Annotated in this window: 25 protein-coding genes; 19 read left to right on the top strand and 6 right to left on the bottom strand. The window is 63.2% G+C overall.

The window, feature by feature from the left end; genetic code table 11:
- Nucleotides 1-68: 68 nt before the first annotated feature.
- The 3 genes from WFP44_RS13785 to WFP44_RS13775 form a co-directional block, all read right to left on the bottom strand.
- Nucleotides 69-1,781, bottom strand: coding sequence for a cation:proton antiporter (locus WFP44_RS13785; protein WP_336927160.1), 1,713 nt, complete (start codon nucleotides 1,779-1,781; stop codon nucleotides 69-71).
- 17 nt (nucleotides 1,782-1,798) lie between these two features.
- Nucleotides 1,799-3,181: a phospholipase D-like domain-containing protein gene (locus WFP44_RS13780; RefSeq protein ID WP_336927173.1), complete on the bottom strand. Its 1,383-nt coding sequence runs from the start codon at nucleotides 3,179-3,181 to the stop codon at nucleotides 1,799-1,801.
- A 138-nt stretch (nucleotides 3,182-3,319) separates the two neighbouring features.
- Nucleotides 3,320-4,411: a hypothetical protein gene (locus tag WFP44_RS13775; protein ID WP_336927158.1), complete on the bottom strand. Its 1,092-nt coding sequence runs from the start codon at nucleotides 4,409-4,411 to the stop codon at nucleotides 3,320-3,322.
- A gap of 298 nt (nucleotides 4,412-4,709) precedes the next feature.
- On the opposite strand from WFP44_RS13775, the gene WFP44_RS13770 reads away from it, so the two are divergent.
- Together WFP44_RS13770 and WFP44_RS13765 are read left to right on the top strand one after the other, a co-directional pair.
- Nucleotides 4,710-5,219: an Hsp20 family protein gene (locus WFP44_RS13770; RefSeq protein WP_336927157.1), complete on the top strand. Its 510-nt coding sequence runs from the start codon at nucleotides 4,710-4,712 to the stop codon at nucleotides 5,217-5,219.
- A gap of 104 nt (nucleotides 5,220-5,323) precedes the next feature.
- Nucleotides 5,324-5,824, top strand: coding sequence for an Hsp20/alpha crystallin family protein (locus WFP44_RS13765; RefSeq protein WP_336927156.1), 501 nt, complete (start codon nucleotides 5,324-5,326; stop codon nucleotides 5,822-5,824).
- A 51-nt stretch (nucleotides 5,825-5,875) separates the two neighbouring features.
- Here WFP44_RS13765 and WFP44_RS13760 read toward each other — a convergent pair whose 3' ends face one another.
- The 3 genes from WFP44_RS13760 to WFP44_RS13750 all read right to left on the bottom strand — a co-directional run bounded on the left by WFP44_RS13760 (nucleotide 5,876) and on the right by WFP44_RS13750 (nucleotide 7,808).
- Nucleotides 5,876-7,009, bottom strand: a complete 1,134-nt coding sequence (locus tag WFP44_RS13760) for a S1C family serine protease (protein ID WP_452038999.1) — start codon at nucleotides 7,007-7,009, stop codon at nucleotides 5,876-5,878.
- A 99-nt stretch (nucleotides 7,010-7,108) separates the two neighbouring features.
- A complete protein-coding gene (locus tag WFP44_RS13755; protein ID WP_336927154.1) occupies nucleotides 7,109-7,324 on the bottom strand; it encodes a helix-turn-helix transcriptional regulator in 216 nt (71 codons plus the stop codon).
- A complete protein-coding gene (locus WFP44_RS13750; protein WP_160726841.1) occupies nucleotides 7,317-7,808 on the bottom strand; it encodes a hypothetical protein in 492 nt (163 codons plus the stop codon). Before WFP44_RS13750 ends, WFP44_RS13755 begins: the two co-directional genes overlap by 8 nt.
- A gap of 368 nt (nucleotides 7,809-8,176) precedes the next feature.
- On the opposite strand from WFP44_RS13750, the gene WFP44_RS13745 reads away from it, so the two are divergent.
- Genes WFP44_RS13745 through WFP44_RS13665 form a run of 17 tightly spaced genes read left to right on the top strand, consistent with a single transcriptional unit; the run spans nucleotide 8,177 to nucleotide 23,167 of the window.
- Nucleotides 8,177-8,509 carry a hypothetical protein gene (locus WFP44_RS13745; protein ID WP_322293464.1) on the top strand — a complete coding sequence of 111 codons (333 nt, stop codon included), beginning with the start codon at nucleotides 8,177-8,179 and terminating at the stop codon, nucleotides 8,507-8,509.
- 31 nt (nucleotides 8,510-8,540) lie between these two features.
- Nucleotides 8,541-8,828 carry a type IV conjugative transfer system protein TraL gene (gene traL, locus WFP44_RS13740; protein ID WP_006834208.1) on the top strand — a complete coding sequence of 96 codons (288 nt, stop codon included), beginning with the start codon at nucleotides 8,541-8,543 and terminating at the stop codon, nucleotides 8,826-8,828.
- 12 nt (nucleotides 8,829-8,840) lie between these two features.
- Nucleotides 8,841-9,410 carry a type IV conjugative transfer system protein TraE gene (locus WFP44_RS13735; protein ID WP_278328916.1) on the top strand — a complete coding sequence of 190 codons (570 nt, stop codon included), beginning with the start codon at nucleotides 8,841-8,843 and terminating at the stop codon, nucleotides 9,408-9,410.
- Nucleotides 9,407-10,222, top strand: coding sequence for a type-F conjugative transfer system secretin TraK (locus WFP44_RS13730; RefSeq protein ID WP_336927141.1), 816 nt, complete (start codon nucleotides 9,407-9,409; stop codon nucleotides 10,220-10,222). The genes WFP44_RS13735 and WFP44_RS13730 overlap by 4 nt, the downstream gene beginning before the upstream one ends.
- Complete coding sequence (locus WFP44_RS13725; protein ID WP_336927139.1) at nucleotides 10,222-11,538, top strand: TraB/VirB10 family protein; 1,317 nt, start codon at nucleotides 10,222-10,224, stop codon at nucleotides 11,536-11,538. Before WFP44_RS13730 ends, WFP44_RS13725 begins: the two co-directional genes overlap by 1 nt.
- Nucleotides 11,535-12,407, top strand: a complete 873-nt coding sequence (locus WFP44_RS13720; RefSeq protein WP_336927138.1) for a DsbC family protein — start codon at nucleotides 11,535-11,537, stop codon at nucleotides 12,405-12,407. The genes WFP44_RS13725 and WFP44_RS13720 overlap by 4 nt, the downstream gene beginning before the upstream one ends.
- Entirely contained in the window at nucleotides 12,404-12,976 is a 573-nt protein-coding gene (locus tag WFP44_RS13715) for a hypothetical protein (protein ID WP_336927137.1), read from the top strand. Before WFP44_RS13720 ends, WFP44_RS13715 begins: the two co-directional genes overlap by 4 nt.
- Nucleotides 12,973-15,516, top strand: a complete 2,544-nt coding sequence (gene traC, locus WFP44_RS13710; protein WP_336927136.1) for a type IV secretion system protein TraC — start codon at nucleotides 12,973-12,975, stop codon at nucleotides 15,514-15,516. The genes WFP44_RS13715 and traC overlap by 4 nt, the downstream gene beginning before the upstream one ends.
- A complete protein-coding gene (locus WFP44_RS13705; protein ID WP_336927135.1) occupies nucleotides 15,513-15,893 on the top strand; it encodes a hypothetical protein in 381 nt (126 codons plus the stop codon). The genes traC and WFP44_RS13705 overlap by 4 nt, the downstream gene beginning before the upstream one ends.
- A gap of 34 nt (nucleotides 15,894-15,927) precedes the next feature.
- The gene (locus WFP44_RS13700; protein WP_336927133.1) at nucleotides 15,928-16,272 is read left to right on the top strand and encodes a type-F conjugative transfer system protein TrbI; all 345 of its coding nucleotides are present in this window, start codon (nucleotides 15,928-15,930) and stop codon (nucleotides 16,270-16,272) included.
- A complete protein-coding gene (locus WFP44_RS13695; protein WP_336927131.1) occupies nucleotides 16,269-16,790 on the top strand; it encodes a S26 family signal peptidase in 522 nt (173 codons plus the stop codon). Before WFP44_RS13700 ends, WFP44_RS13695 begins: the two co-directional genes overlap by 4 nt.
- Nucleotides 16,787-17,425: a type-F conjugative transfer system protein TraW gene (gene traW / locus WFP44_RS13690; protein WP_377922756.1), complete on the top strand. Its 639-nt coding sequence runs from the start codon at nucleotides 16,787-16,789 to the stop codon at nucleotides 17,423-17,425. The genes WFP44_RS13695 and traW overlap by 4 nt, the downstream gene beginning before the upstream one ends.
- Nucleotides 17,422-18,435, top strand: coding sequence for a conjugal transfer pilus assembly protein TraU (gene traU / locus WFP44_RS13685; protein WP_336927130.1), 1,014 nt, complete (start codon nucleotides 17,422-17,424; stop codon nucleotides 18,433-18,435). Before traW ends, traU begins: the two co-directional genes overlap by 4 nt.
- Entirely contained in the window at nucleotides 18,432-19,184 is a 753-nt protein-coding gene (trbC, locus tag WFP44_RS13680) for a type-F conjugative transfer system pilin assembly protein TrbC (protein ID WP_336927129.1), read from the top strand. Before traU ends, trbC begins: the two co-directional genes overlap by 4 nt.
- Complete coding sequence (locus WFP44_RS13675) at nucleotides 19,181-20,914, top strand: conjugal transfer protein TraN (protein WP_336927128.1); 1,734 nt, start codon at nucleotides 19,181-19,183, stop codon at nucleotides 20,912-20,914. Before trbC ends, WFP44_RS13675 begins: the two co-directional genes overlap by 4 nt.
- On the top strand, nucleotides 20,911-21,741 hold the full coding sequence (locus WFP44_RS13670; RefSeq protein ID WP_336927126.1) for a conjugal transfer protein TraF: 831 nt from the start codon (nucleotides 20,911-20,913) through the stop codon (nucleotides 21,739-21,741). The genes WFP44_RS13675 and WFP44_RS13670 overlap by 4 nt, the downstream gene beginning before the upstream one ends.
- A complete protein-coding gene (locus tag WFP44_RS13665; protein ID WP_336927125.1) occupies nucleotides 21,731-23,167 on the top strand; it encodes a conjugal transfer protein TraH in 1,437 nt (478 codons plus the stop codon). Before WFP44_RS13670 ends, WFP44_RS13665 begins: the two co-directional genes overlap by 11 nt.
- The last annotated feature ends 1 nt before the right edge of the window (nucleotide 23,168 follow it).

Genomic DNA, 23,168 nt, shown 5'->3' with positions numbered 1-23,168 from the left:
CTCCGCTTCATTCGTCCGTCTCCTTCTCAGGGCCGGACTCTACTTATCACTGGAAGAAATCTAGGGGCTCAGACCACCCTGCGTCGCACCGGGTCCAATATCTCGGCGCGCAATCTGTGAAGGATGTCGTCAGCCAGTTCGTCTGACAGGCTCTTCAACTTGAAGACAAGCGACACGAATTCAATGCCGATATCCGTGTCCGGGTCGAAGAAGCAGACGCGATCGTCCTGGGGGGGCGTACCATTGGCAAATTCACGAGTTCCATAAGCGACAACTCTCCCGCCCGCATTCTGGCTCAGATACCAGTCGATAACGCGCCGGAAATTCGATGGATTGGGGTCCGTCATAACAAGCATGTCAGAGTATTGCGCCCGCGCCGCCTCAAGTGTTGCAAGCCTGTTGGGATCGCCAAGAACTACGGGAAGGCCCATCTTTTTCGCACTGCGAAAGGTCGCCAGATCCGGCTCGATCAACACGAGCGGTAACTGAGCGAGAACGCCTGCACGCGCAACGGTTCGACCGATTGGTCCAGCTCCACAGATGATCAAATGCCCCTTCATCGCCTGAGCCTGCTGTGCCGCGCACCTCTCCTCCTCCTGCTCGATGCCCTTCTGCTTGGGAAGAAGAGAGGCCAGGCGACTGGCAATCTGCTCGTTCGCCCGGATGAGTAGCGGTCCGAGACCCATCGAAATGACCAGGGCAACCAGAAATGGCTGGCCAATCTCCGCTGGCAGGACCGCAGCGGAAAGGGCTCCTGAAACCAGCAGGAGGCCAAACTCACCACCATGGGCCAGTATCAAACCGGTCTGCAGCGCATCGCGAGACGAGGACCCAGAAAGGCGAAGCGCGACAAAATTGAGGGTGCACTTGGCAGGCACCAAGATCGCAATCCAGACAAGCACCGAGGTCGGAGCGCTCATGACCTGCGAAACATCGAGCTGAAGCCCGATCGAAACAAAAAATACGCTGGCAAAGACGTCGCGAAATGGTCGCAGGTCTTCCTCTATCCGGTGCCGAACATCGCTTTCCCCGAGAAGAAGCCCGGCCAGGAATGCGCCAAGCGCTGCAGAGGCGCCTGCCAGATGTGCAGCTTCGGCCGACAGCGCGACGATCGTCAAAGCTGCAAGCACCAGAACTTCCGCATTTCCGTTCCGGTATATGAACAGGAGGCCATGGTGAAGGATCGGCCGGGCAAGCAAGAGCGCTGCTGCGAAAAGGGCTATTACCTTGCCAACTTCACCTGCAATATCGATGAAGCTGGGCTCGCCGCCCATCTGCCAGACCGCGAGCAAGGCAAGCAGGGGGATTGCGGCAAGATCCTGAAAAATGAGGACCGAAATTGCCGACCTGCCATGCCGCGTCGTGATTTCGCCCTGATCCACCAGCTGCTTTGCGGTCAGGGCTGTCGAAGACATTGCCGCCGAAGCCCCGAGCAAGATTGCCGGCGCTACGCCCCAGCCAATCATCCAGACGCCAAGCCCGACAGCAGAACCGACCACGCCCCCCTGCAGGCCTCCGGCAACCAGAATTTTCCGGCGATCACTCCAGAACTCCGTCAGGGAAAATTCGAGGCCCACCATGAAGAGGAGCAGCAATACACCCGCTTCAGCTACGAATTCGAGCATTGGACCGTCCCCGAGCAAATCGGCAAACGACGATCCAAGGGCTATGCCGACCAGGATGTAACCGAGGATGGTCGGCAATTTGAGTCGGTGAAAGACTATCCCGGCGAGGAGCGCCGAGGCGAACAAGACAAGGCTGGCGAAAAAGAGGTTTTCCATGAGGAATATCTATCAGGTCACAGTATGGGAGAGAACAATCTTGCAATGCCGTTGCGAAGTCTGACCGTGACCGGCAATCGCATGAGTTCGTCAGCTCTGACCTGTCTCGATTCCTTCAACACGGCATCGAAACCGTCCTCCAGCTTCTGCGCGAGAAATTCGTCGTAGAGTTCTACGTTAAACTCGAAGTTCAGTCTCAGACTCCTCGCGTCCCAGTTTGCCGAGCCGAGGCAAACCCAGGCACTGTCTACAAGCATCAGCTTGGTATGGTCGAATGGCCCACTCCTTTCATGGATGCGCGCGCCATGTTCAAGGATTTGCCAGTAATGTGCCTGCGAAGCCCATTTTACAAATTTGTGGTCGCTATTCTCCGGAACGACAATGTCTACCTCAACGCCGCGCAGGGCCGCAGCGCTGATGGCGGCAATCATCGGCTGATCGGGCAGAAAATAGGGTGTCCGAATACATATCCGCGTCTGCGCGGCGTTGATAGCACCCATGAATACCCATCTCATGCGATCCAGGGTTTCGTCCGGTCCGGACTCCACTCCGCGCGCAAGCACTCTGTCATTGGCAGGACGGTCTTGTCGGGAGTCAAGCTGCCAGAATTTACGCTCCAACCGCGTGTCGGCGCTATCAAGCCAGTCCCGCGCGAAGGTTTGCCGCAAATGCTCGAGCACCGGTCCCTGCAATTCGAAATGCAGATCGCGCATTGCGCTTTCCGGTGCCTCAGGCCGCCAGTATGGGGAGTGAATATTCATTCCTCCGGTAAAGCCAAGTGTGCCATCGACAATCAGCAGCTTGCGGTGATTGCGCAGATTGACGGAGTGTAACCGGGCCGGAATAATCGGCGGGTTGAACAGGGCTACATCGAGCCCCGCCGCCCGAAGCGGCCCGTAAGCGTCCGAGAACGACATCCGGACATAGACATCGTCGATGAGAATCTTGACATCGACTCCTCGCTCATGTGCCGCCACAAGGGTGTTTACGAACTCTTCCCCGATTCCCTTGTTTTCAAATATGTAGGATGCAAGCGCAATCGAGTGTCGGGCCTGGCCAATGGCCTCCAGCATGCGTGGGTATGCCTGGCTGCCGCCGTCGAGCGGACGGCACGAATTGCCACTGGTTAGGTCTTTTGACGAGACAGTTTTCACAAGCCGAGCAAGGCCAGCAAGGTCGCCTGGAAGCGGTGGCAATACCACTTCGTCGCGGGGAAAGGTTGCGCCCGGGTCCGGCGTGTACCGGATATGCTGGGCTTTGCGGTTCACCCTGTTGATGCCGAACAGAATATAGGCCGCCGCTCCAAGCACCGGTACCAGCAGGACAGACAGCACCCAGATCGTTGCCGATCGCGGGTCACGCTTGAACATGACTGCGTGACCCGCAGCTAGTATCCCCAAAGCAGCCGACAAGAGCCCGCCTGCAACAGAAAATGAGCTTATGTCAGGCAGGATAACTTCCTCTCATCTGGCCTGTAAACGTCAGCACGGGACCGAAACGCGCAGGTCAGCGCCCCTCATTCTGCCACGACGGTCCACCTAATCGCGTCGCGTCGATCTATCATCGTCAGCTTCCGGAACCCTGCCGAATGAAACAAGGCCCGCAAACCAATCGGCCAGCCCCTTTTCCGCAAATCTCGCCTCCAGGAAAGTCTTGCTTGCCTTGACCAGATCCTCGACATCAGCAGCAACCAGATTGAGGACAGCGGCAATCTGCCCAGGCGCCATGCGGTCCTGCGTCAGCAGCAGGAAAGCCCGGCGCCAGGTTCTGGGCAGTTCCTTTACCACCTCCGCCAGAGAAACCTCGTCTTGCGCGCTGACGAAGCTTTCCTGTTCCTGCGTATCGGGCCGATAGAGCACATCGGCCAAGGTCACATGATCGTCAGGCTGGTAAAATTCATAGAATTCTTCTTCGACCATTTCCTCCGCGTCGTCTTCCGGATCATCCGGGATTTCGGATTCCAGCGGGACCGATTCGACCATGAAACGTTCCGCTTCTATCTCGGCATCAATTGCATGATAGAGGTGGCGCAGGGCAGCAGTCAGTAGATCATCTTCATTCACGACCATGTCGCCCTCTGCCATAACCGTGGTCAGGGCCTCATCAACAACGTCCTCGACCTGAGGCAATCCATAGGGAAGCTCGCCAACAGCTCGAAGATAGGCAAGCTCGCGCCGGGCGTGCCCTGTCAGGGTTGGACGAAGCGCCTTCAGCCTAACTTCGATCAGGCTCTTTTCATCCTTCGGTTTTGACGCGCTCCTGCCTTTTGCTTCGTGCAGGCGTTCGCGGCGTGCCTTTCGGCGATATTCCCGAGCATTTTTCAGCTTTGCGAAATGGCGGCGCACTTGCCGATGCAGTTTCGCGATCGCATCTTCTGCCATCGGCTCGATACTGTCACCCACAGTCTCGGCGACCGCAGCGATGCGTCCGGGCAAATACAAGCTAAGCTTGAGGCGAAACGCGTTTTCGGTACCGGCATGGCTTTCCAGCACTGCGGTCAGTGTCGAGGCGCCAGCCTTGTTGCTGTCCAGTAGAGGGCGAAGCCTCTTGCTCGCAGCTTTGGTTAGCGCCTTGTACAAGGTATCAGTGTGATCGCGGCCTTCGATGTGTGCTACGGTTCTGATGTGCATTGCTCTTCGTCCTTAAAACTGGCCTGGGAGATTGCGGCGATCGCTAATCCGGTAGTTGGTCATGCGGTTTAGCTGCTTCAAGCGCTCTCTTTGGGCATTCCGTCTGAGACGGCCCACATCCAGATCAAGCAGTCAATTGGAGAAAGCCCTCCGCAGCCCTAAGGCACTCTAAGCAAAGGGCAAAAAAATTCCCTCAAGTCTTGAAACCATCTGAGGCCTTCCCAGTTTCGCAAGTACCGGATGCCATAACGGGTCCGGTTGGACAGAGGGCGTCGGCTCTTGGTTCCCGGCGCCTCTCATGCCCAGATTGCTCAACAAGGAGGATTTGGAAATGAGAACTGCATTTGATTTGACCCCCTATCGCCGCTCGACGGTCGGTTTCGATCGGCTCTTCGATGCGCTTGAGAACAGCTTCCGCGCCGAGACGCAGGACAGCTACCCACCCTTCGACATCGTCCGCACCGGCGAGGACAGCTACCGGATCAATATTGCGGTAGCCGGCTTCCGTCCGGACGAAATCGACATTACTGCCCAGCAGAACCAGCTCGTCATCTCCGGTCAGAAGACCGAGAAGGACGAGGAAGGTGTCGAATACGTGCATCGCGGTATCGCTGCCCGCGCGTTCGAGCGCCGGTTCCAGCTGGCCGACTATGTCGAGGTCCGCGATGCGAACTACGAAAACGGCATGTTGACGATTTCGCTTCAGCGGATCGTTCCTGAGTCGCTCAAGCCGCGCAAGATCGCCATCGGAAGCCGCGAGCATGTCAATGACGACACGCCGCAGCTGACCGAAGACAAGGCGGCCTAAGCCCCAATTACCGGGCAAATCCTCGGCGGGGTGGGTGCAATCGCACCTGCCCCGCTTGATGAGGCTTTGCCCAAAACCAGTCGGAAAATAGGAGGAATGTCGAGATGGCTTTTCGCGATCTCATTCCCTGGAAAAGCCAGGGCCAGGACATCGCTCCCCGGCAGGAGGAGCGGGTCGATCATCCCGTGATGTCGCTTCATCGGGATATCAATCGCTTGTTCGACGACATGTTTCGCGGGTTTTCCATGCCCTCGCTGCCGTCAATCGGACGCAGCCTTGGCTGGCCGCGGGTTGAACTGTCGGAGAACGACAAGGAAATCCGGGTCACGGCCGAGTTGCCGGGCTTGGAGGAAAAGGACATCGAAATCAGCCTGGACGATCACCAACTGGTGATCCGGGGCGAAAAGAAGTCCGAAACCAGCGACGAGGAACGCGGCTATTCCGAACGCAGCTATGGCCGCTTCGAACGTCGCATCGGCCTGCCTTCGCAGATCGACGAGGACAAGGTCGAGGCGGCCTTCCGTAATGGTGTTCTGACCGTTACGGTTCCGCGTACCGCAGAAGCGGCAAAGGGACGCAAGACAATCCCGATCAACGCCGGTTAATGGCAGCCGTGAGGGCCGGTCTCACCAGTGGGGCCGGCCCTTCTTCGTGCATCAGCTTCCCGGTTCGAGTTCGAGCCTGACCGTTCGTTCTTCGCCGCCGCGCATCAGCGTGATTTCGACGCTTTGGCCGACCCGAAAATCGTCAAGCCGGGCGAGCAGATCGCCGACTCTGGAAACGGGTTTGCCGTTCAGCGCGGTAACGATGTCCCCTGGAGAGACACCGCGCCTCGTGCGCTGCGCAGCAACCAGACCGGCGCGCTCCGCTGATGACCCGGGATCGACCCGTAAGACAAAAACGCCTTCGATCCCCGAAGCACTTTTGAGCCGGTCGTTGATATCGTCATCGCCTTCAATGCCAAGACTGGGCCGCGTGTAGCGCCCTTCGGAAATGAGCTGGGGCACAACGCGCATCACCGTGTCGACCGGCACGGCAAAGCCGATTCCTGCCGATGCGCCGGAGGGACTATAGATCGCGGTATTGATCCCGATCAGTCGGCCCGCGGAATCGAGCAGCGGACCACCCGAATTACCGGGATTTATGGCGGCATCGGTCTGGATGAGGTGCCGAATGTCGGGGCCGTTCTCGTTGGGCAGCGAACGATCCAGCGCCGAAACGATGCCCTTGGTCAGGGTCCAGTCGAGCCCGAAGGGGTTTCCGATTGCGAAAACATTCTGTCCGACCTGCAGGTCGCTGCTTGTGCCGATTGGCACCCGCGCGGGCGCAGTGAAGCCCGCACCGCCTATTTTCAGGACAGCAAGGTCGTGTTGTGGGCTAACACCGACCAGCGTGGCGGAAAACTGCCGACCGTCGGCAAGCTGGACTTGCGCTTCGGAGGCGCCCTCGATGACATGGAAATTTGTGACAATATGGCCTGCCTCGTCCCATACGAGACCCGAGCCCGATCCGCGCGGCACGCTGTAGACATTGCGCGTCCAGAAATTGGCGACCCGCTGCCGGGTAGAGATGAACACGACTGAATCGCGCGCATTGCGAAACAGGTCGATAGTGGCGCGTTCATCCGCGCCAAGATCGCCCCGCGCAGTGACGACGCGCGGTTCGGCGGCCGGAGCGGACTGGTTGATCAAGAGGGCTGCTGAGGCGGCAAGAAGAAGGACGTTCATGATAACAAGGAGAAAGAGGTAGATTCTGGGTTGCGGTTCTTTGAAAACAGGGGAGCTTTCCATCGGAGAAACTTACGTGTTCGGCAGCTCATATCAACTGTGGTGTGAGGCAAAGGGTCGCTCGTGATAAAGCATTTTTGCCAAACCCTTCTTCTACGGCGCTCACGATAGACGCGAGTTTATCCAATCTTCGATCACATCTTCCGCCCATGCGACCGCATAGCCACCCAGTTGAACGGGCTTCGGAAACTTGCCCTCGCTCATCCAACGGTAGATCGTCGAACGGCCAAGCCCGACGCGGTGCTGCACTTCGGGCAAGCGAATAAGCCGCGTCACCCGGCGGGGCTCTGTCGCTCCTTTGTCGATCTCTTCACCCACGATGGCCTCCTTCGGCACCGGCGAAGACATCGCCGAGCAGCGCGTCCTTGCGTTCGAGCTCATCGATGTGATCGGAGAGCAGGCGGGCGACACGATGCGCGGTGCCCTTAGCCCAACGCGGCTTCACGTCATGAACCTGGTTGCCCAGAACACGTTCGAGCGCAGAAGGCAGTTCGCCGGAAAAGTCCTCGAAGAACTGCGCGAGGTCCGATTGCAGCCACGCAATCGCGTGATCGCCGCTGCTGACGAGGAACAGGAGCAGGTGCGCATGCGGCGCAACGCCGCTCGCGGCAAGAATGCGCAGGGCTTCACCGAGGCTTGCTGAGCGTTCGCCGGCAAGGACGCGGCGCAGGGCATCCTTATGGATCTGCGCGTCACGCGCGATGTCGCAGCGGGCACGGCCGCTGGCTTCGACGGCTGCCAAGAGAAGCCGGGCGAGGTCGGCGCGAACCTGTTGTTCGGCAAAGAGCGCCATGTTGGTCATCGACGAATCCTTATCTCCATATTTGATCGTCTCACCGGCTAACCGCGAAGGAACCCTGTAGGAAAACGAAAAGAACATTAAGAGAACATAGAGGAAGGAACGAATCAGCATCCTTCGACGATTCGCGCGAATTCCGGTCGTGTTCACGCATATGGCGGCGCGCTTTGCGCCAAAGCCGGCACAGTCGGCGCTGCTCCGCGATCAGCCTGCGCGAATCCCGTCCATTGCCCCTTCAGATGTCGCTTTCTGTTTGGTCGGCAGCCCCAAAATCCAGTTCCCGATTTCCTACAGCCCGGCTCCGGGGAGAGGAAAGAACATACAGCGAACGTATCGCTGGCTGATGTTCAATCCCTCGAAAGGTTCCATCCATGACCACGAAGACTGCCCTTCCGGTCCAGCAGCGCATGCCCAACCGTGCACGCGGCCGCGACTACATTCTTCCCGCCTGCGTGGCGCTGGCCTGCGCCGGTGCCGCCTTCGCCGGCGCCGACACCACCTTCGATCCCGCGCTGACCAAGTTCACCGACTTCCTTGAAGGCTCGGGCGGCAAGATCATCACCGTGCTCAGCCTTGCGGGCGGTCTGATCGGTCTCGCCTCGGGGCGCTTCTCGCTCGGCCAGGTCGCGGTGCCGGTCGGCGTCGGGATCGGTGTCGGCACCGGCGTGCCGATCGTCACCTCGGTCGTGACCGCGGTCATCTGATCAGCGGATCCGGTCACGACAGGAGGGCGGCATGGCCGACAGGTACCTCGTTCCACGGCGGCTCGACGACCCGGAGCTCATCGGCTTCTGGACCATCGACGAGTTTGCAGGGATTCTCATTCCCTTCGCCTGGGGCATTCTCTCGCAGCATATCTTCATCGGTATCGGCCTGGCCGCCGGGGCCTGGCTTGCCTTGCGGAAGGCAAAGGCACGTGGCGCCGGTTCGGCACTGGTGCATGCTGCGTACTGGTACCTGCCCGGGAGCTTTCTCGGGCTGAAAGCCACGCCGCCCTCCCACTGCCGCCTGTTGGCGGGCTGAGGGAGGCGACCCATGCGAGCAGAATTCGCGCACGAACAGGCGCAGACCTACCTGCGGCAACGCAACCGCTTCGCCGTGCTGGCAGGTGTCCTGGGCCTGACCACGCTGGTCAGCCTCGGCGCCGCGGTCACCCGCGACGAGCAGGTTGTGCTGGTGCCGATCACCGCCGAGCGGATCACCGTTTCGAGCGGCGGGATCGACGCGCCCTATCTCGAGCTCGTCACCCGCGACACGGCGCTGATGCTCCTCAACCGGGCCCCAGAAAGCCTCGACTACTGGATGGCGAACATCCTGAAGCTCGCCGATCCCGCCGCACACGGCCGCCTCAAGGCCGAGCTCGTCAGAATCGTCGAGGAACAGCGCGGCTCGGACATCAGCCAGGCCTTCGTGATCGCGGAAATGCATGTCGATCCCAAGGCCCTGACCTCGACCGTCACTGGCACGCTCAAGACCTTTGTCGGCGCGCAGGTGATCGCAAGCCAGCGCCGCTCCTTCCGTTTCCGCTGGTCGAAGCGTGGCCTCAGCCTCGCGCTCGCCGGCTTCGAGCAACTTCCCACCGACAAGGAGGAACCCGGCCAATGAGCCTTCTCCCATCTCCCCTCGCTGCTGCGCTTGCCGGAACGGGCCTTGGCTGTTTCGCGTGTCGAGCGGCAAGGCGCCCAGATCCCGGGCTCAAGCTGACAGGCCTCGCCGTGCTTGCCTTCGCGCTCGCGCCGGTCCCGGCGCATGCCGACCAGTTCGTCGAAGCGGCCGACAATGCGACCATCGACTGCGAGCTCGCTCGCGGCGAACTCACGCGGATCGCGCTCATCGATGATAGCTTTGCCAATGTCTCGAAGATCGCGAGCGGCTTTCCTTATAACGACTTCCAGGTGACGCACGAGCCGGTGCGCGGGGACATCTATATCTCCGTGCCCCCGCAATTTGCCGCTGCCCGGATCAGCTTTTTTGCGACCAGCAAGGCGGGCTACGTCTACAAGTTTGCCTGCCGCCTCGGCGGCGAGGAAGCGACCCAGCTCTTCATCACCAATCCCGCGCTCGCTAAAGCTGCGGCCACCGAGTGGGAGACCGAGACCGGCCCGGAGGACGCCGCAATCCGCCTGATCGAGGCGATGGCGAGCGATGCCGTCCTGCCCGGGTTCACTGCCCGCGCTGAACTGTCTGCTCCGCGCCGTACCGGCGGGATCGAGGTCCAGCTGGTCGCCGAATACCAGGGTGATGAACTCACCGGACAGCGCCTTCTCGTACGCAACCTCGGCAAGGAGAGCCTTGCGCTTGGCTCCGAGCGAGAGGGTCCCGCAGGCGCGCTCGCCTTTGCCTATGGCCGCGATGCACTCGCTCCCGGTGAAGCGACCAGTGCCTTCCTTGTCTTTGCCAAGGGAGGGCTCGACTGATGGCCGAGGCAGCACAGAAGGACGCCGAAAAGAGGCCTCTGCCGGGCTCGCCCGAAGCGCGCGAAAGCGGACGGCGCAACCTCAATTCGCAGATAGCGCAGCGCCAGAAGATGCTGCTCGCCGGGATCGGGGCCATCGCGCTCATCGGCGGCGGCATGTTCATCTTCGGCGGCGATGGCGACGAGGGCGGCAGTGATGCCAATGGTGCGGCGACAATCGACACCGGCGGCCTCGTCAATCGCAATCTCTCGCAGCGCGAATTCGTCGCGAGCTACGGCAACCGGCTCGATGCACAGGGCCGCGCGATCAAGGATCTGCAGCAGGCCCAGATCCCGCGCCCCGAGATCGAACAGGAACTCGAAGCCCTGCGCAGCGAGAACGCGCAGATGCGCTCCGACGGCCAGGCGGCGATCGACGCGATCTCGGCCGAGAATGCCAATCTGCGGTCACAGCTTAGCGACGCTGCGAAGGCACCGGCCGCCGCGCCACCCTTGCCGCCGCCACCGGCCTATGGCCCCGGCGTCGGCACCGGCGGGGCTGTCCAGCCACCGCAAGGAGCGCCGGAAGCGCAGGGCGGACAGCTCAGCCTGATGAGTTTCAGCGCTGAGCCGGGCAAGGACGGCAAGCCGCGCGCGGCAGAGACTGCGCCAGCCCTGCTGCTCGAAGCGAGCCGCGATTACCTTCCGCCCAACAGCTACGCACCGGCAACGGTCATAGTGGGTGTCGATGCTTCGACCGGCGTTGCCAGCCAGAGCGATCCGCTTCCCGTGGTGCTCCGGATCACCGGACCGGCCCGCTCGGTGATGCGCGGCAACAAGCTGCTCACCACCGACATTACCGGCTGCCTCGTCAATGGCGCGGCGCGCGGCGATCTCTCGGCCGAGAAGGTCTACGTCAAGCTGGTGCGCATGACCTGCGCGCAGCCCGGTGGCCGCTTCGCGGTCAGCGAGGTCAAGGGGTTCATCTCCTTTGCCGGAAAGTCGGGTGTGCGTGGCCGCGTGGTCAGCCGCGAAGGCAGCCTCGTCAGTCAGGCACTGCTGGCCGGGATCGTTGGCGGCTTCGGGCGCGGATTTTCCGCCAACGCCAACGGCATCTTCACGCAGCCTGTCGGCGCCAACGGTCAGCGCGAGGCGCTGTCGCCGACCGACATCCTCGCCGGTGGCTTTGGCCAGGGTGCCGGCGAAGCCTCCGACACCGTCAGCCGATACCTCATCGAACGCGCCGAACAATACCAACCCGTCGTCGAGATGCCGACCGGCATCGAGGTCGAGATCGTCTTTCTCGACGGCGTCCACGTCAGGAGCCCTTCCAAATGAACTACAATGAGCACCGGCCGGGCCTGAAGGCCCGCGCCGCCCACCTTGCCCTTGCCCTTTCGAGCGCCGCCGCCGTGCTGACGCTCGGCGTCTCGGCCGTCACTGCGATGCCTGCGAGCGCCGCCGGGATGGCGAGCGATGTCGCGCAGGCACTGAAACTGCGGCTGCCCAAGACCCCGATCGATGCGATCAGCTGCGACACGCTTGGCCCCTGGTGCGAAGTCGTCTCGGGCGATACGCTGTTCTACATCGACGAGACCGCCCGCTACCTTTTCGTGGGCCGTCTCTACGACATGGAAGAACGGCGCGACGTGACCGCCGCCCGCCTGCTCGAACTCAATCCCGACCTCCTTGCGGCCGGTGCGGCGCGCGTAGCCAGCGATGCGCCGGCGGGACGCGACGAAACGCCTGTCCAGGCGGCCGCCAACCATGTCGACCTCTCGTCGCTTCCGGCTGCCGGCGCGATCCACTGGGGCAACCCCAAGGGCGAACGCCTGGTCGTCTTCTCGGATTTCCAGTGCGGATATTGCCAGCGCCTGACCGCCGAACTCGCCAAGGCCAAGGTTCATGTGGAAGAGCGACCGATCTCGATCTTCGGCGCGGCAAGCCGCAAGATTTCGGAGGCGGTACTGTGCGCGAAGGATCCGGCAAAGGCGCTGCATGCGGCCTATGCCGGGCAGGCTCCGGCGAGTGCCAAGACCTGCAAGGACGCCAAGGCGCTCGATGCCAACGAAGCCTTCGCGAAGGCCAACGGGTTTGCCGGAACTCCGGTCGTCGTGCGTGCCCGCGATGGGGCGGTGCTTCATGGCTACCGCGATGCCGCAGCGATCCGCCGCTTCGTCGCCGAAGCCAAGGGAGTGGCGCAATGAGCCGGCTTCCGATCCTTCGCGCCGTGGTGCTCGCTGCGCCGCTCCTCTTGGCCAGTGGCTGCGCCAGCCTTGGCGGCAATGTGAAAGGCAGCTTTGCCTGCCGTGCTCCCGAAGGGACCTGCGCGCCGACCTCCACAATCGATGCCGGGGCGACCGGCATCGAGAAGGCCGACACGTCTGGCGCGCATCGGACGGTGACCCCGACAGATGAAGCGGTTCGCCGCCTGCAGATCGTGTTGACGCCCTACCGTGACGCGGCGGGCCGCGACCATGAGGCGCGCGTCGTTCACCTGACGCTGCCCGAACAGGCAGGGACAGGCTGGCGCGCCCCGCAGGGCCGCCGCGAAGTCCTGCGCTCGCTGGCATCGACCATTGCCGCGACGCGCGAGGGCAACCCCGCAACCGATTTCCAACCAACAGACACATTGCCGGAACAGCTGTTCATCCCCTCGCAGCCCGTTCCGGCGATGCCCGGCGCTGACGCGCCGGAAGCCGGGGGACCTGGCTCGTTTTCCCCTCCCCGCGAGCCGGTCCCCCACCCTGACATGACCGAAGGAGAGAGCCAGTGACGCTATCCCTTGCTGCTGCGCGCGACGCACTCTCGCGGGGCCTGTTTGCCGACACGGCACGCCCCGAGAAGCCGCAGGCGCATTTCGGGCTCGACATGCTCTCGGACTGGCTGCCCTACCGGGTCTATGACGAGGGGGCGAAGCTCTACCGCAACGCCCGCTCGAAGGGCTTCGTGCTCGAAGTCACCCCGCTGATAGGGGCCGACGAGCGGACCGGCGAGATACTCGGCCAGTTCTTCTCCGAAGGCCTGCCGCAGGGCGCCTGCCTCCAGGTCCTGAACTTCGCATCGCCGCGGATCGGCAGCGTGGTCGGCCCCTGGTTCGCTCCGCGCTACGAGCAGGGCGGGATCTACGAGGCGATCGCCAGGGCGCGCACCAGACGCCTTTACGATCTCGTCTGGAGCTCGGGCTCGGCGCATGCGCCCTTCCATGCCCGCAACCTCCGGCTGATCGTCTCGCTCGGCGTGCCAGTGCCCGGCAGCGTAACCGATGCCGAACTCTCCGAATGCCGCGAAGGGCTGATGGGCATGCTCCATTCGCTCGGACTGCACGCGCAAGAGCTGCGTCCGGGCGGACTGCTGGCGCTGATCGACGAGCTCACCTCACCAACCACCGCGCACGAGACCGACATCCATGCGTGGAACCCCCACGACACGCTCGATGTCCAGGCGATCCGCCGCGACATCGAGCTCGAGGTCGGCGACGATCGCCTGATCCTCAGGACCGAGCGCTTCCGCGAGACGGGCCGCGACGAGGAGGGCAATCCCGAAGTCGGCGAATGCTATCCCGACCATTTCGACGTGCGGCACTATGCCGTGCGCTCTACCCCTGAGCGCTGGGCACCTTGGGAATGTGCGCGGCTCATCGGCGACATGTTCACCGACAAGCTGCGTTTCCCTTGTCCGACAGCGACCATGTTGTGCCTGGTCTACCCCGACCAGGAAGCCGCATCGGCGCGCGCGGGCTTCAAGTTCATGCGCACAACCAGCCTCAGCCAGACCAAGAGCGCGCGTTTCTTACCCAAGCTCGCCGAACAGTCGGCCGAATGGCGCCACGTCCAGACCGAACTCCAGGCCGGCAAGAAGCTCGTGAAGCTGTTCTACGGGCTCACCAGCATCTCGCCGCTCGGCCAGGGCGACGCGCACGAACGCATCATCAAGGCGATCTACAAGGCAGCGGGCTGGGATCTTGCCGACGAGCGTTTCCTCCAGCTGCAGGGCCTCGTCGCTGCCTTTCCCTTGAGCCTTGCCGATGGCCTCGCCGACGACATGGCGCGGTTGAAGCGCCTCAAGACCATGCTCTCGACGACGGCGGCGCATATCGCGCCGATGCAGGGAGAATATCTCGGCGGCGTGATCCCGCATCTCCTGCTTGTCGGCCGCCGCGGCCAGCCCTTCTGGTGGTCGCCATTCGAAAACACTGCCGGCAATCACAATATCGCGATCTGCGGCAAGTCGGGCTCGGGCAAGTCGGTGCTGCTGCAGGAGCTTTGCGCCGCCCTGCGCGGCGCAGGCGCCAAGGTCGTGGTGATCGACGACGGACGCAGCTTCGAGCATTCGGTCAAACTGCAGGGCGGACGCTTCGTCGAGTTCACGCTCGCCTCGGGCTTTTCCCTCAACCCCTTCTCGATGGTCGACGATGCCCGCGCGCACGAAGACGAGGACTACCGCCTCGACTGCTTCGCCATGATCAAGGCGATCGTCGGCCAGATGGCGCGACCCGGCACCGCGCCGAGCGACACCGAACGCGGACTGATCGACCGGGCCGTGACTGCGACCTGGGAGGCTCTGGGAAGCGGCGCATCGGTCGACGATGTCGCGCATGCGCTTCAAGGTTCGGAAAGCGAGGCGGGCCGCGATCTCGCCACCGCGATCGCGCCCTTCTGCCGCGGCGGCAGCTACGGCGGGTTCTTTGCAGGCAAGGCGAGCTTCGCGCTCGACGATGATTTCACCGTCTTCGAGATGAGCGATCTCGCGTCCCGCGAGGAACTGCGAAGCGTCGTCCTTTCGGCGATCATGTTCATGACCAGCCAGGCGATGACGCGCTCGTCGCGGGCAACCAAGAAACTGCTGCTGATCGACGAGGCCTGGGCCATGCTCAAGGGCGGGTCGATGGGCGAGTTCGTCGAGACCTATGCCCGCACGGCGCGCAAGTATGGCGGCGCGCTCGCCACCGCGACCCAGTCCCTCAATGACTATTACAAGTCCGACGGCGCGCGCGCTGCGCTCGAGAACAGCGACTGGATGCTGGTGCTCCAGCAGAAGGCCGAGACGATCGCCGATTTCAGGGCGAACGCGCGGCTCGACATGGACGACCGCACCGAGACGCTGATCCGCAGCCTCAAGCGTTCGGGTACCGAGTACAGCGAGGTCTTCATCAAGGGTCCCGAGACCGAGGCGGTCGGCCGGCTCGTGCTCGATCCCTTCTCGGCGACGATCTACTCCTCCGATCCCGACACCTATGCCGCGATCCAGGACTGCGAGCGGCGCGGGCACAGCCTCGCCGATGCCATCCGCATCGTGGCGGGAGGCGGACAATGATGGTCTCGCATCTCGCCGACCGGACCCCTCCGGCCAAACTCCGCAGCCTGATGCCATTCCTGCAAGGGAGCTGCTTCGTCCTCATCGAGACAGTGCGCTTTGCCGCGAGCTCGCTGCTGATCGTGCTGGGAATGCCGCTCGCGCTGTTCCTGTTCGTTGCGGGCTGGGACCTTGGCGCCCTTTTCACCCAGCTCGCCAATCTGTCGGATCGATATCTCGAAGCCGACGGCCTGCGCCGCAGCCTGTTCAGCCAGGACCTCAAGGGCTGCTTCCTCATCCTGACAGGTGCGGTGACGCTGTTTCGCATGCCGCGCTTCCTGAAGCGGCTCGCGGTCGATCTCGACAACCATCCGGCCCGGGAGGCAAACCGTGACTGACACACGCAGATTACAATCTTTTAATCGCACGCTCTTGCTGAGAATTCTTGGCGTGCTCGCGCTCGTGATCGCACTGCTCTGGGCAGCCTGGGTCAGCCGCGAACTGTCCGAACCGCGCCAGCAGATCGTCACTGTCCGGCTTGCCGAGACCATCGCGGGTTTCGTCGATGCCGAAGCGCGCGGGGCACAGGATCCCGAAGCAAGCCAGGCGCGCGTGCTCGCCTTCCTTCAGGCTTCCGAACGCGCCGTTGCAGAAATGGGAACCGATGGCCGCGTGGTGCTGGTCGGCGAAGCGGTGCTCGCAGGCGATGCCCCCGATGCCACCGACGAACTGCGCATGCGGATCGCCCGCCAGCTTGGGCAGGGAGGCCGTCAGTGACGCATTTTGCCTCTCGTCTTGTCCGCACGATCAAACGGCCGCTTGTCCTGACCGGACTGGTGCTGCTGCCGCTCGGATGGGGCGCGGTCGACGCCTTCGCGAAAGACCATGCCTTCCTCATCAATGCCAGCCCGAGCCTGCCCAACTGGGCCTTCTGGCTCGACAAGCATGCGCGGATCGAGCGCGGCAGCCTGATCTTCTTCGAGCCGCCGGCAAGCAGGCTCGTTGAAGTGCATTTCGGAAAAGGCGCGCAGCTCTTCGGCAAACGGGTGCTCGGCGTGCCGGGCGATGTCGTGAGCCACCGCGGTCACGAGGTCTTCATCAACGGTCGCAAGATCGCCGCGCGGCTCGATGAGACCCGTCTCGGCATTGCGCTTCACAAAGGCCCCCAAGGACCGATCCCCGACGGCTGCTTCTACACCGGGACCAGCCATCCCCGCGGCCTCGACAGCCGCTATGCAGAGATCGGCTTCGTCTGCCGCGGCCAGATCCTCGGCAGCGGGAGGGCGATCCTGTGAGCAGGCTCATCCTCCCTGCGGCCCTCATTGCAGTGCTGCTCTGTCCCTCCCATGCACTGGCGCGCGACTACGGCCAGCGCGGCACGGTGTTTCCCGTGATCGAGCGCGACCTCCTCGAACAGATCCATTCGCGCCTGACGCAGATGGAACGTTCGGGCGAGACCGCGCGGCTCAATGAAGACCTGAAGCGCCGCACGATCGCGCGGGTGGGCCGCCCTGACCCCGTCGCGGGGATCGTCCGGGCCAACGAAGCGCGGCGATGGCACTTCGATCCGACGATCACGCTCGCTGCAGATATCCGCGGGGCAAAAGGCGAGCTGATCCATGCCGCTGGCACGAGGGTCAATCCGCTCGACAGCGTCGGCCTTCGCGCCGATCTCCTGTTCCTCGACGGCGACGATCCCGACCAGCTCGCCTGGGCGCTCAAGCAGGCCGCCAATGCCAAGCTGATCCTGGTGAAGGGCGCGCCACTCGAGCTGATGAAGGCCCGCCAGCGCCGCTTCTATTTCGACCAGGGCGGCAAGCTTACGGAAAGGTTCGGGATCAGGTCGGTGCCTGCACGCGTCCGCCAGCAGGGCCGCCTGCTCGAGATCAGCGAAATCGCGCTGCCACCGAAAAGGAGGACAGCCCAATGACCCGCTTAAGAAAGCTGGCGCTCGTTCTGGCCGCCATTCTGGGTCTCGCCACCGCAACGCCCGCCATGGCGGATGCCGGTCCCGGCCGCTGCACCGGGAGCTTCGTCAACCCGATCACCGATATCTGCTGGTCGTGCCTGTTCCCGATCTCGATCGGGGGCCTCAAGATCTGGCCGTCGAGCAGGCCCGATCCCGACAATCCCAATTCGCCGCTTTGCTTCTGCGGCATTCGGCCCGGCATCGCCATGGGCTTCTGGGAGCCGGTACGGCTTGCCGATGTCAGCATGAAGCCCTGGTGCTTCGTCAATCTCGGGGGAATGAAGCTCGATCCGGGCTTCGATATCGGCTTCCGCTCGATTTCGGGGCCTTCGGCGGTGGGCGGCGCGAGCCAGTATTACTCGAGCTGGCATGTCCACTGGTATGCCTATCCGCTGATCTACTGGATGGAGATTGTCGCCGACTTCCTGTGCCTCGAATCGGGCTCGATCGACATCCTCTACATCTCCGAGATCGATCCGCTGTGGCAGGATTCCGAGCTCACCGCGATCATCAACCCCGAGGCCGTGCTGTTTGCCAACCCGCTGGCGCTCGCCGCCTGTGCGGCCGACTGCGTCGCCTCGACCGCAAAGCTGCCGATCGACGAGATGTTCTGGTGCGCGGGCTGCCAGGGGTCGATGTATCCGATGAACGGCAACGTTTCGGCCTCGATCGGACACGTCCAGGCCTCGCGCCTCGTGCTCTCGCGTTTTGCTTACAAGCTTCACCGCGAACTCGTCTCGTGGGGAACGATGGGGTCCAAGGGCCTGTGCGGCAAATATCTGATGCCGGTGATGCGCAAGCAGCAATACCGCTTCCAGGCCACCAACCCCAACCCGGCGACCTCGGGCCGTTACGCCTGCCCGCCCATCGGCGCCTCCACCACCTTTCAATCGGCCGGACAGGTCATCCCCGCCATCGGTGAAGACATGGGATACCTCGTCTGGCGCAAGCGGAACTGCTGCGCGCTATGAACAAGTACCTCCTCCTTTTACCCGTCGGCCTTGCCGTCACCCTCGGTGGCCTCGCTCTCGCCCAGGGTGCGCCCGAAGGCATCGACCTCGAAGCGATCCGCGAGCGCGCGGCCGAACATGCCGACGATGCGCAGGCGCTCAGCACCAATGTCCGCCAACGCGCCGAGGCGCTGACCGAAGACGCACAGACTATCCAGGCGCAAGCGCAGGCCAATCGCACGGCCTACGCGGACAGCATCAAGGCAATCGAGACCGACGCCGTCCTCGACTTCGACGCGATGATCGCGGGGCAAGCCGCCGCCGAGAAGGCATCGCTCGGGGGAGCCCCCCGCTTCATTGCCTTTGCCAGCCTGTCGATGCCGCCCGAAGCGCTGAAGGCGCTGGTCCACGACATGACCAGGGCGGGAGGCGTCACCGTGCTACGCGGTTTCCCGCAAGGAAACAGCGAGGCGTTCAAGAAGCGCCTGGCTGCCATCTGGAGCAGCCGCGACGCGGCCGGTTCGCTCGGCATCGATCCAAGGCTGTTCCGCGCCTTCAACATCGAGGCCGCACCGAGCTTCGTCATGCTGAGCACCGAGTTCAGTCTCTGCGACGGGTTCGATTGCACCAGCGAGGTGCCGCCGCACGACCGTATCGCCGGCAATATCAGCGTGGGCGAAGTCCTCGAGACCTTTGCATCGGGCAAGGGTCCGGGCGCCGAGCTTGCCCGTCTCCATCTGCGCCAGCTCTCGAGGGAGGAACGGCCATGACCGGCAAAACCCTCGCCCATCTTCTTACCGCGCTCTTCGCCCTCACAAGCGCGGCTTCCATTCACGCTCAGACCCGCGATGCTGCAAGGGCCGATGGCAAGGACTTTGCCACCGATCTGCTGGGCGAGTCGCGCGAGGCAGCAACGACCAATCCCGACGCGGCGCGCGTTCCCAATTTCGATCCGCAAGCGACGCGCGACCTGCAGGATCTTGCACGCGATCCCGACCAGATCGAGGCCCGCGGACGCAGCGCGGCGAAGACCAGCACGCCGATGCGGACCATCCGCGACAGCATGGATTCGCGCGCGCAGTTCGACCCGGACGAAATCGCGGACATGCTGGCGCGGAGCCGGACCATCAACGAGACCCCGCTCGACTACACCAGCGGCATGTCGGTCACCGGTAGGCAAGGTGCCTGCGTGCCGCTGCCGCCGGGATCTGCCAGTGCGGGAACCTATACCGCCACCTGCAACACCGGCTTTACCGCAACACGCGAGACAGGCACCTGCCAGGTCACGCTCGATACCAGGGTCGAGGCCCGTGATGTCTACGGCTACTATTGCATCGCCGGAACCGGGGTCGATCCATCGAGCCCCTATGCCTGCGATCACTACCAAGGACCGCAGTGCCGCGTGGTCCAGTCCTGGGATATCCCGTGCGGCTACGACCATTATTCGGGCTATTACTGGGGCTGCTACGGAACGCTGCGCGTCGACCTTGTCAGCTGCAGCGAGCCGGTGCCGGGTGCCACGCCCTACACCGTGACCAGCGAGAACGTCGTCACCACGACGCGCAACGAGAGCCAGTGCTCGTCCTTCCTCGACAATGGCGAATGCACGCTTGATGCCGAGACCTGCACCGACAGCACTCCGCAGACCCGTATCGTCGATGGGGTCGAGGTCACGCAAAGCTGCTGGGCATGGCAGCGCAGCTATAGCTGCGCGCGTCGGACAGCAGGAAACGACTGCAGCGAACTCGAAGCGAACGGGAGCTGCCGCTTCCTGCGCGAGGATTGCCTCACCGACGATACGCCATGCTCGACCAGTGAGCGCGTATACGAGTGCCCGGTTGCAGCAGGCGATAGCGGGGGCACGCAATATGTCTGCGACGGCGATGTTTATTGCATCGACGGCAGCTGCGAGACGATCGAGCGCACTGCGAACGACGAGTTCAAGGATGCCGTCACCGCGCTGCACGCGATGGACGAGGCCCGCGGTCAGTTCGATCCTGAAACGCTGACGCTGTTCCGCGGCACGCGCAACACCTGCTCCTCCAAGGTTTTCGGCGTGCTCAACTGCTGCAAGGGCAAGGGCTTCCCGCTCATCCCCGGCATCAGCCTGCTGGTCGCGCTCGGCTGCAGCCGGGAGGAAGTGCTGCTCCACGAACGCGATGCGCAGGGGCTGTGCGCTTATGTGGGGACCTATTGTTCGGACAAGTTCCTCGGCGTGTGCCTGACCAAGAAGAAGGTCTATTGCTGCTTCGAGAGTAAGCTCTCGCGGATCCTGCAGGAACAGGGCCGTCGCCAGCTGCCGAAGCCCTGGGACAAGCCCAAGGAAGAACAGTGCGAGGGGTTCACTCTCGACGAGTTCGCCCGGCTCGACCTCAGCCAGATGGATTTTTCCGAAGTCTATGCCGAGTTCACCGAGGCTGCACGGCTCCCCGACGAGCTCGAGACCAGCATCCTCATCCAGCAGAAAATCGAAGACTATTACGCAAGGAGTGGCCAATGACGCGCCGCCAATCACTGCCGATGCTGGCCCTCCCAGTATTGGCCATGGGTCTCGCTGCACTGCTTCCCGTTCGGGCAGTTGCGCAGGAAGCGCGCCAGGCAGAGCCAGCTGCCTCGGCAGACAGCCTCTACTGCGAGCAACGCAGGCTTGGCTACTGGTTCTATTGTGTCAGGCCGCTGCCGGCAGAGGAGCCGCAGATGGCGCAGCCACCGGCCCAGGTTACCGCCACGCAGGAGCTGGACGCGGTCACGGGCGAACTGCGCGAACTTAAGGCGCGCGCGATCCTCTATCCGACGCCGGAAAACGTCACCGCCTATATCCGCTTCCAGCGTGCCCAGCTCGACCGGGCTTCGCTGTTCTCCGATGTCTGGCAGCGCGCGATCTGGCAGGATCCCGAGCTCGACTACACGCTCGAACGGCCGGTCGGCGCGCTCGCCAAGAAGCAATGGCAGGACGCGCGCGCTGCCGACCGCGATGCGGTGATGGCCAGGCTCTCCGAGCGCTATGGCCTGTTCTACTTCTTCGCCCAGACCTGCGGCGCGTGCGAAGTGATGAGCCCGATCGTGCGCTCGGTGGCGGACCGCTGGCATATCACTGTCCGGGCGATCTCGACCGATGGCGGACCGTCCCGGCACTTCCCCGACTACAAGGTCGAAAGCGGCCAGCGGCCGCGCATGGGGCTCGAGCCCGGCATCACCCCGGCGCTCGTGCTGTGGGACAGCGTGGCCAGGCGCCCGATCCCGATCGGTTACGGCGTGCTCTCGGCCGACGAGCTGCAGGACCGCATCTACCTCCTCACCTCGAAGGAAGCCGGACATGATTACTAGCATCCGCAATGCAGCGCTCACCATAGCTGCCGCCAGCATGGTTGCGTCCCCCGTCGCCGCAAACGTCGGCGACAGCATGGACCGTTTCATGGACGACATGGGCGCTGCGGCCAATGTCACAGGGCCGAGCGCGTTCGAAGGACAGTCGGCGGGCTATTACAGCCTTGGCAATGTCTGGACGCGCTTCCCGCAAAAGACGACCAACATCGCCAATCTCCAGCTTCCGCGTGCCCGCGCTGGTTGCGGCGGTATCGATATCTTCGCCGGGTCCTTCTCCTTCATCAACGCGAGCGAGATGGTCGCGCTCTTGAAGGCCGTCGCCAACAATGCGGTCGGGTTCGCCTTCAGCCTCGCGATCGACACCGTCTGCCCCGAGTGCTCGAAGATCATGCAGGAGTTCAGCCAGAAGGCGCAGCTTATGAACAATCTCTCGATCAATTCCTGCGAGATGGCGCAGGGGCTGGTAGGCGGCGTCTGGCCCAAGGGCGATCTCGCCGACAAGGCGATCTGCGAAGCGATCGGCAATTCCGAAGGCATCTTCACCGACTATGCCGCTGCCAAGCATGGTTGCGGGACGCGCGGCCAGCGTGCCTCGACCAATGAGAGCGCGGGCGCCGACTATGCCGACGTCAATCCCGGTGTGCCGCGCAATTACACATGGCATGTCCTCAAGCAGAGCGCCTTCTTCAACCCCGGTGGCACCTTTGACCGCGACCTCGCCGAATATGCGATGACGCTCATCGGCACGGTGATCTACGTGCCGCCCCGCGACGACGAGCCGGGCAAGTTCGTTCCTTTCGCAGGCGACGCCTCCTCGACGCTTGTCACCGCGCTGCTCGACGGGACGCAAGGCCAGTCGGTGCGGGTGTTCCAGTGCGACGAGCCCGACCAGTGCCTCAACCCCACTTTCCAGCAGATGAGCCTCACGAGCGCAAAGGCCATCCGGCCCCGCGTTGCCCGGCTCATCGGCAGCATGGTGGAGGCCATCCGCAGCGACACCGCGATCGGCGACGAGGAGAAGGAGCTCCTCCAGGTGGCATCGGTGCCGCTCTACAAGATCCTCACCGTGCAGGCGGCCTATGGACGCGGGATGGCAACCGACGACCGCGATACTCTGGCCGAGATCGCCAGCATCGATCTCCTCTATGCCATCCTCGAACGCATCACCGCAGAGGCCGGACGCTCGATGGCGAGCTTCATTGCGGCCGATGAAGCGAAACTCGCGATCTGGCGCGCTCAGGTCGCCGAGGTCCGGTCAAGCCTCGCCCAGCGGCAAGCGACCGGACAGGCGCGGGTCTCGGCGATCATGCAGATCATCGAGAAGACGGCGATGATCGAGAACATGCTCGCCGCCTCGATGTCGCCCTCGATGGCAGCCGCGCTCGACTGGTCGCGCGGGATGCAGTCCCGCTCCATCGTTCCATAAG

The organism is Alteraurantiacibacter palmitatis (assembly GCF_037154115.1).
GTDB classification, from domain to species: Bacteria; Pseudomonadota; Alphaproteobacteria; order Sphingomonadales; family Sphingomonadaceae; genus Alteraurantiacibacter; species Alteraurantiacibacter palmitatis.
The sequence above is the reverse complement of the archived record's forward strand: the minus strand, read 5'-3'. Positions and strand labels throughout refer to the sequence as shown.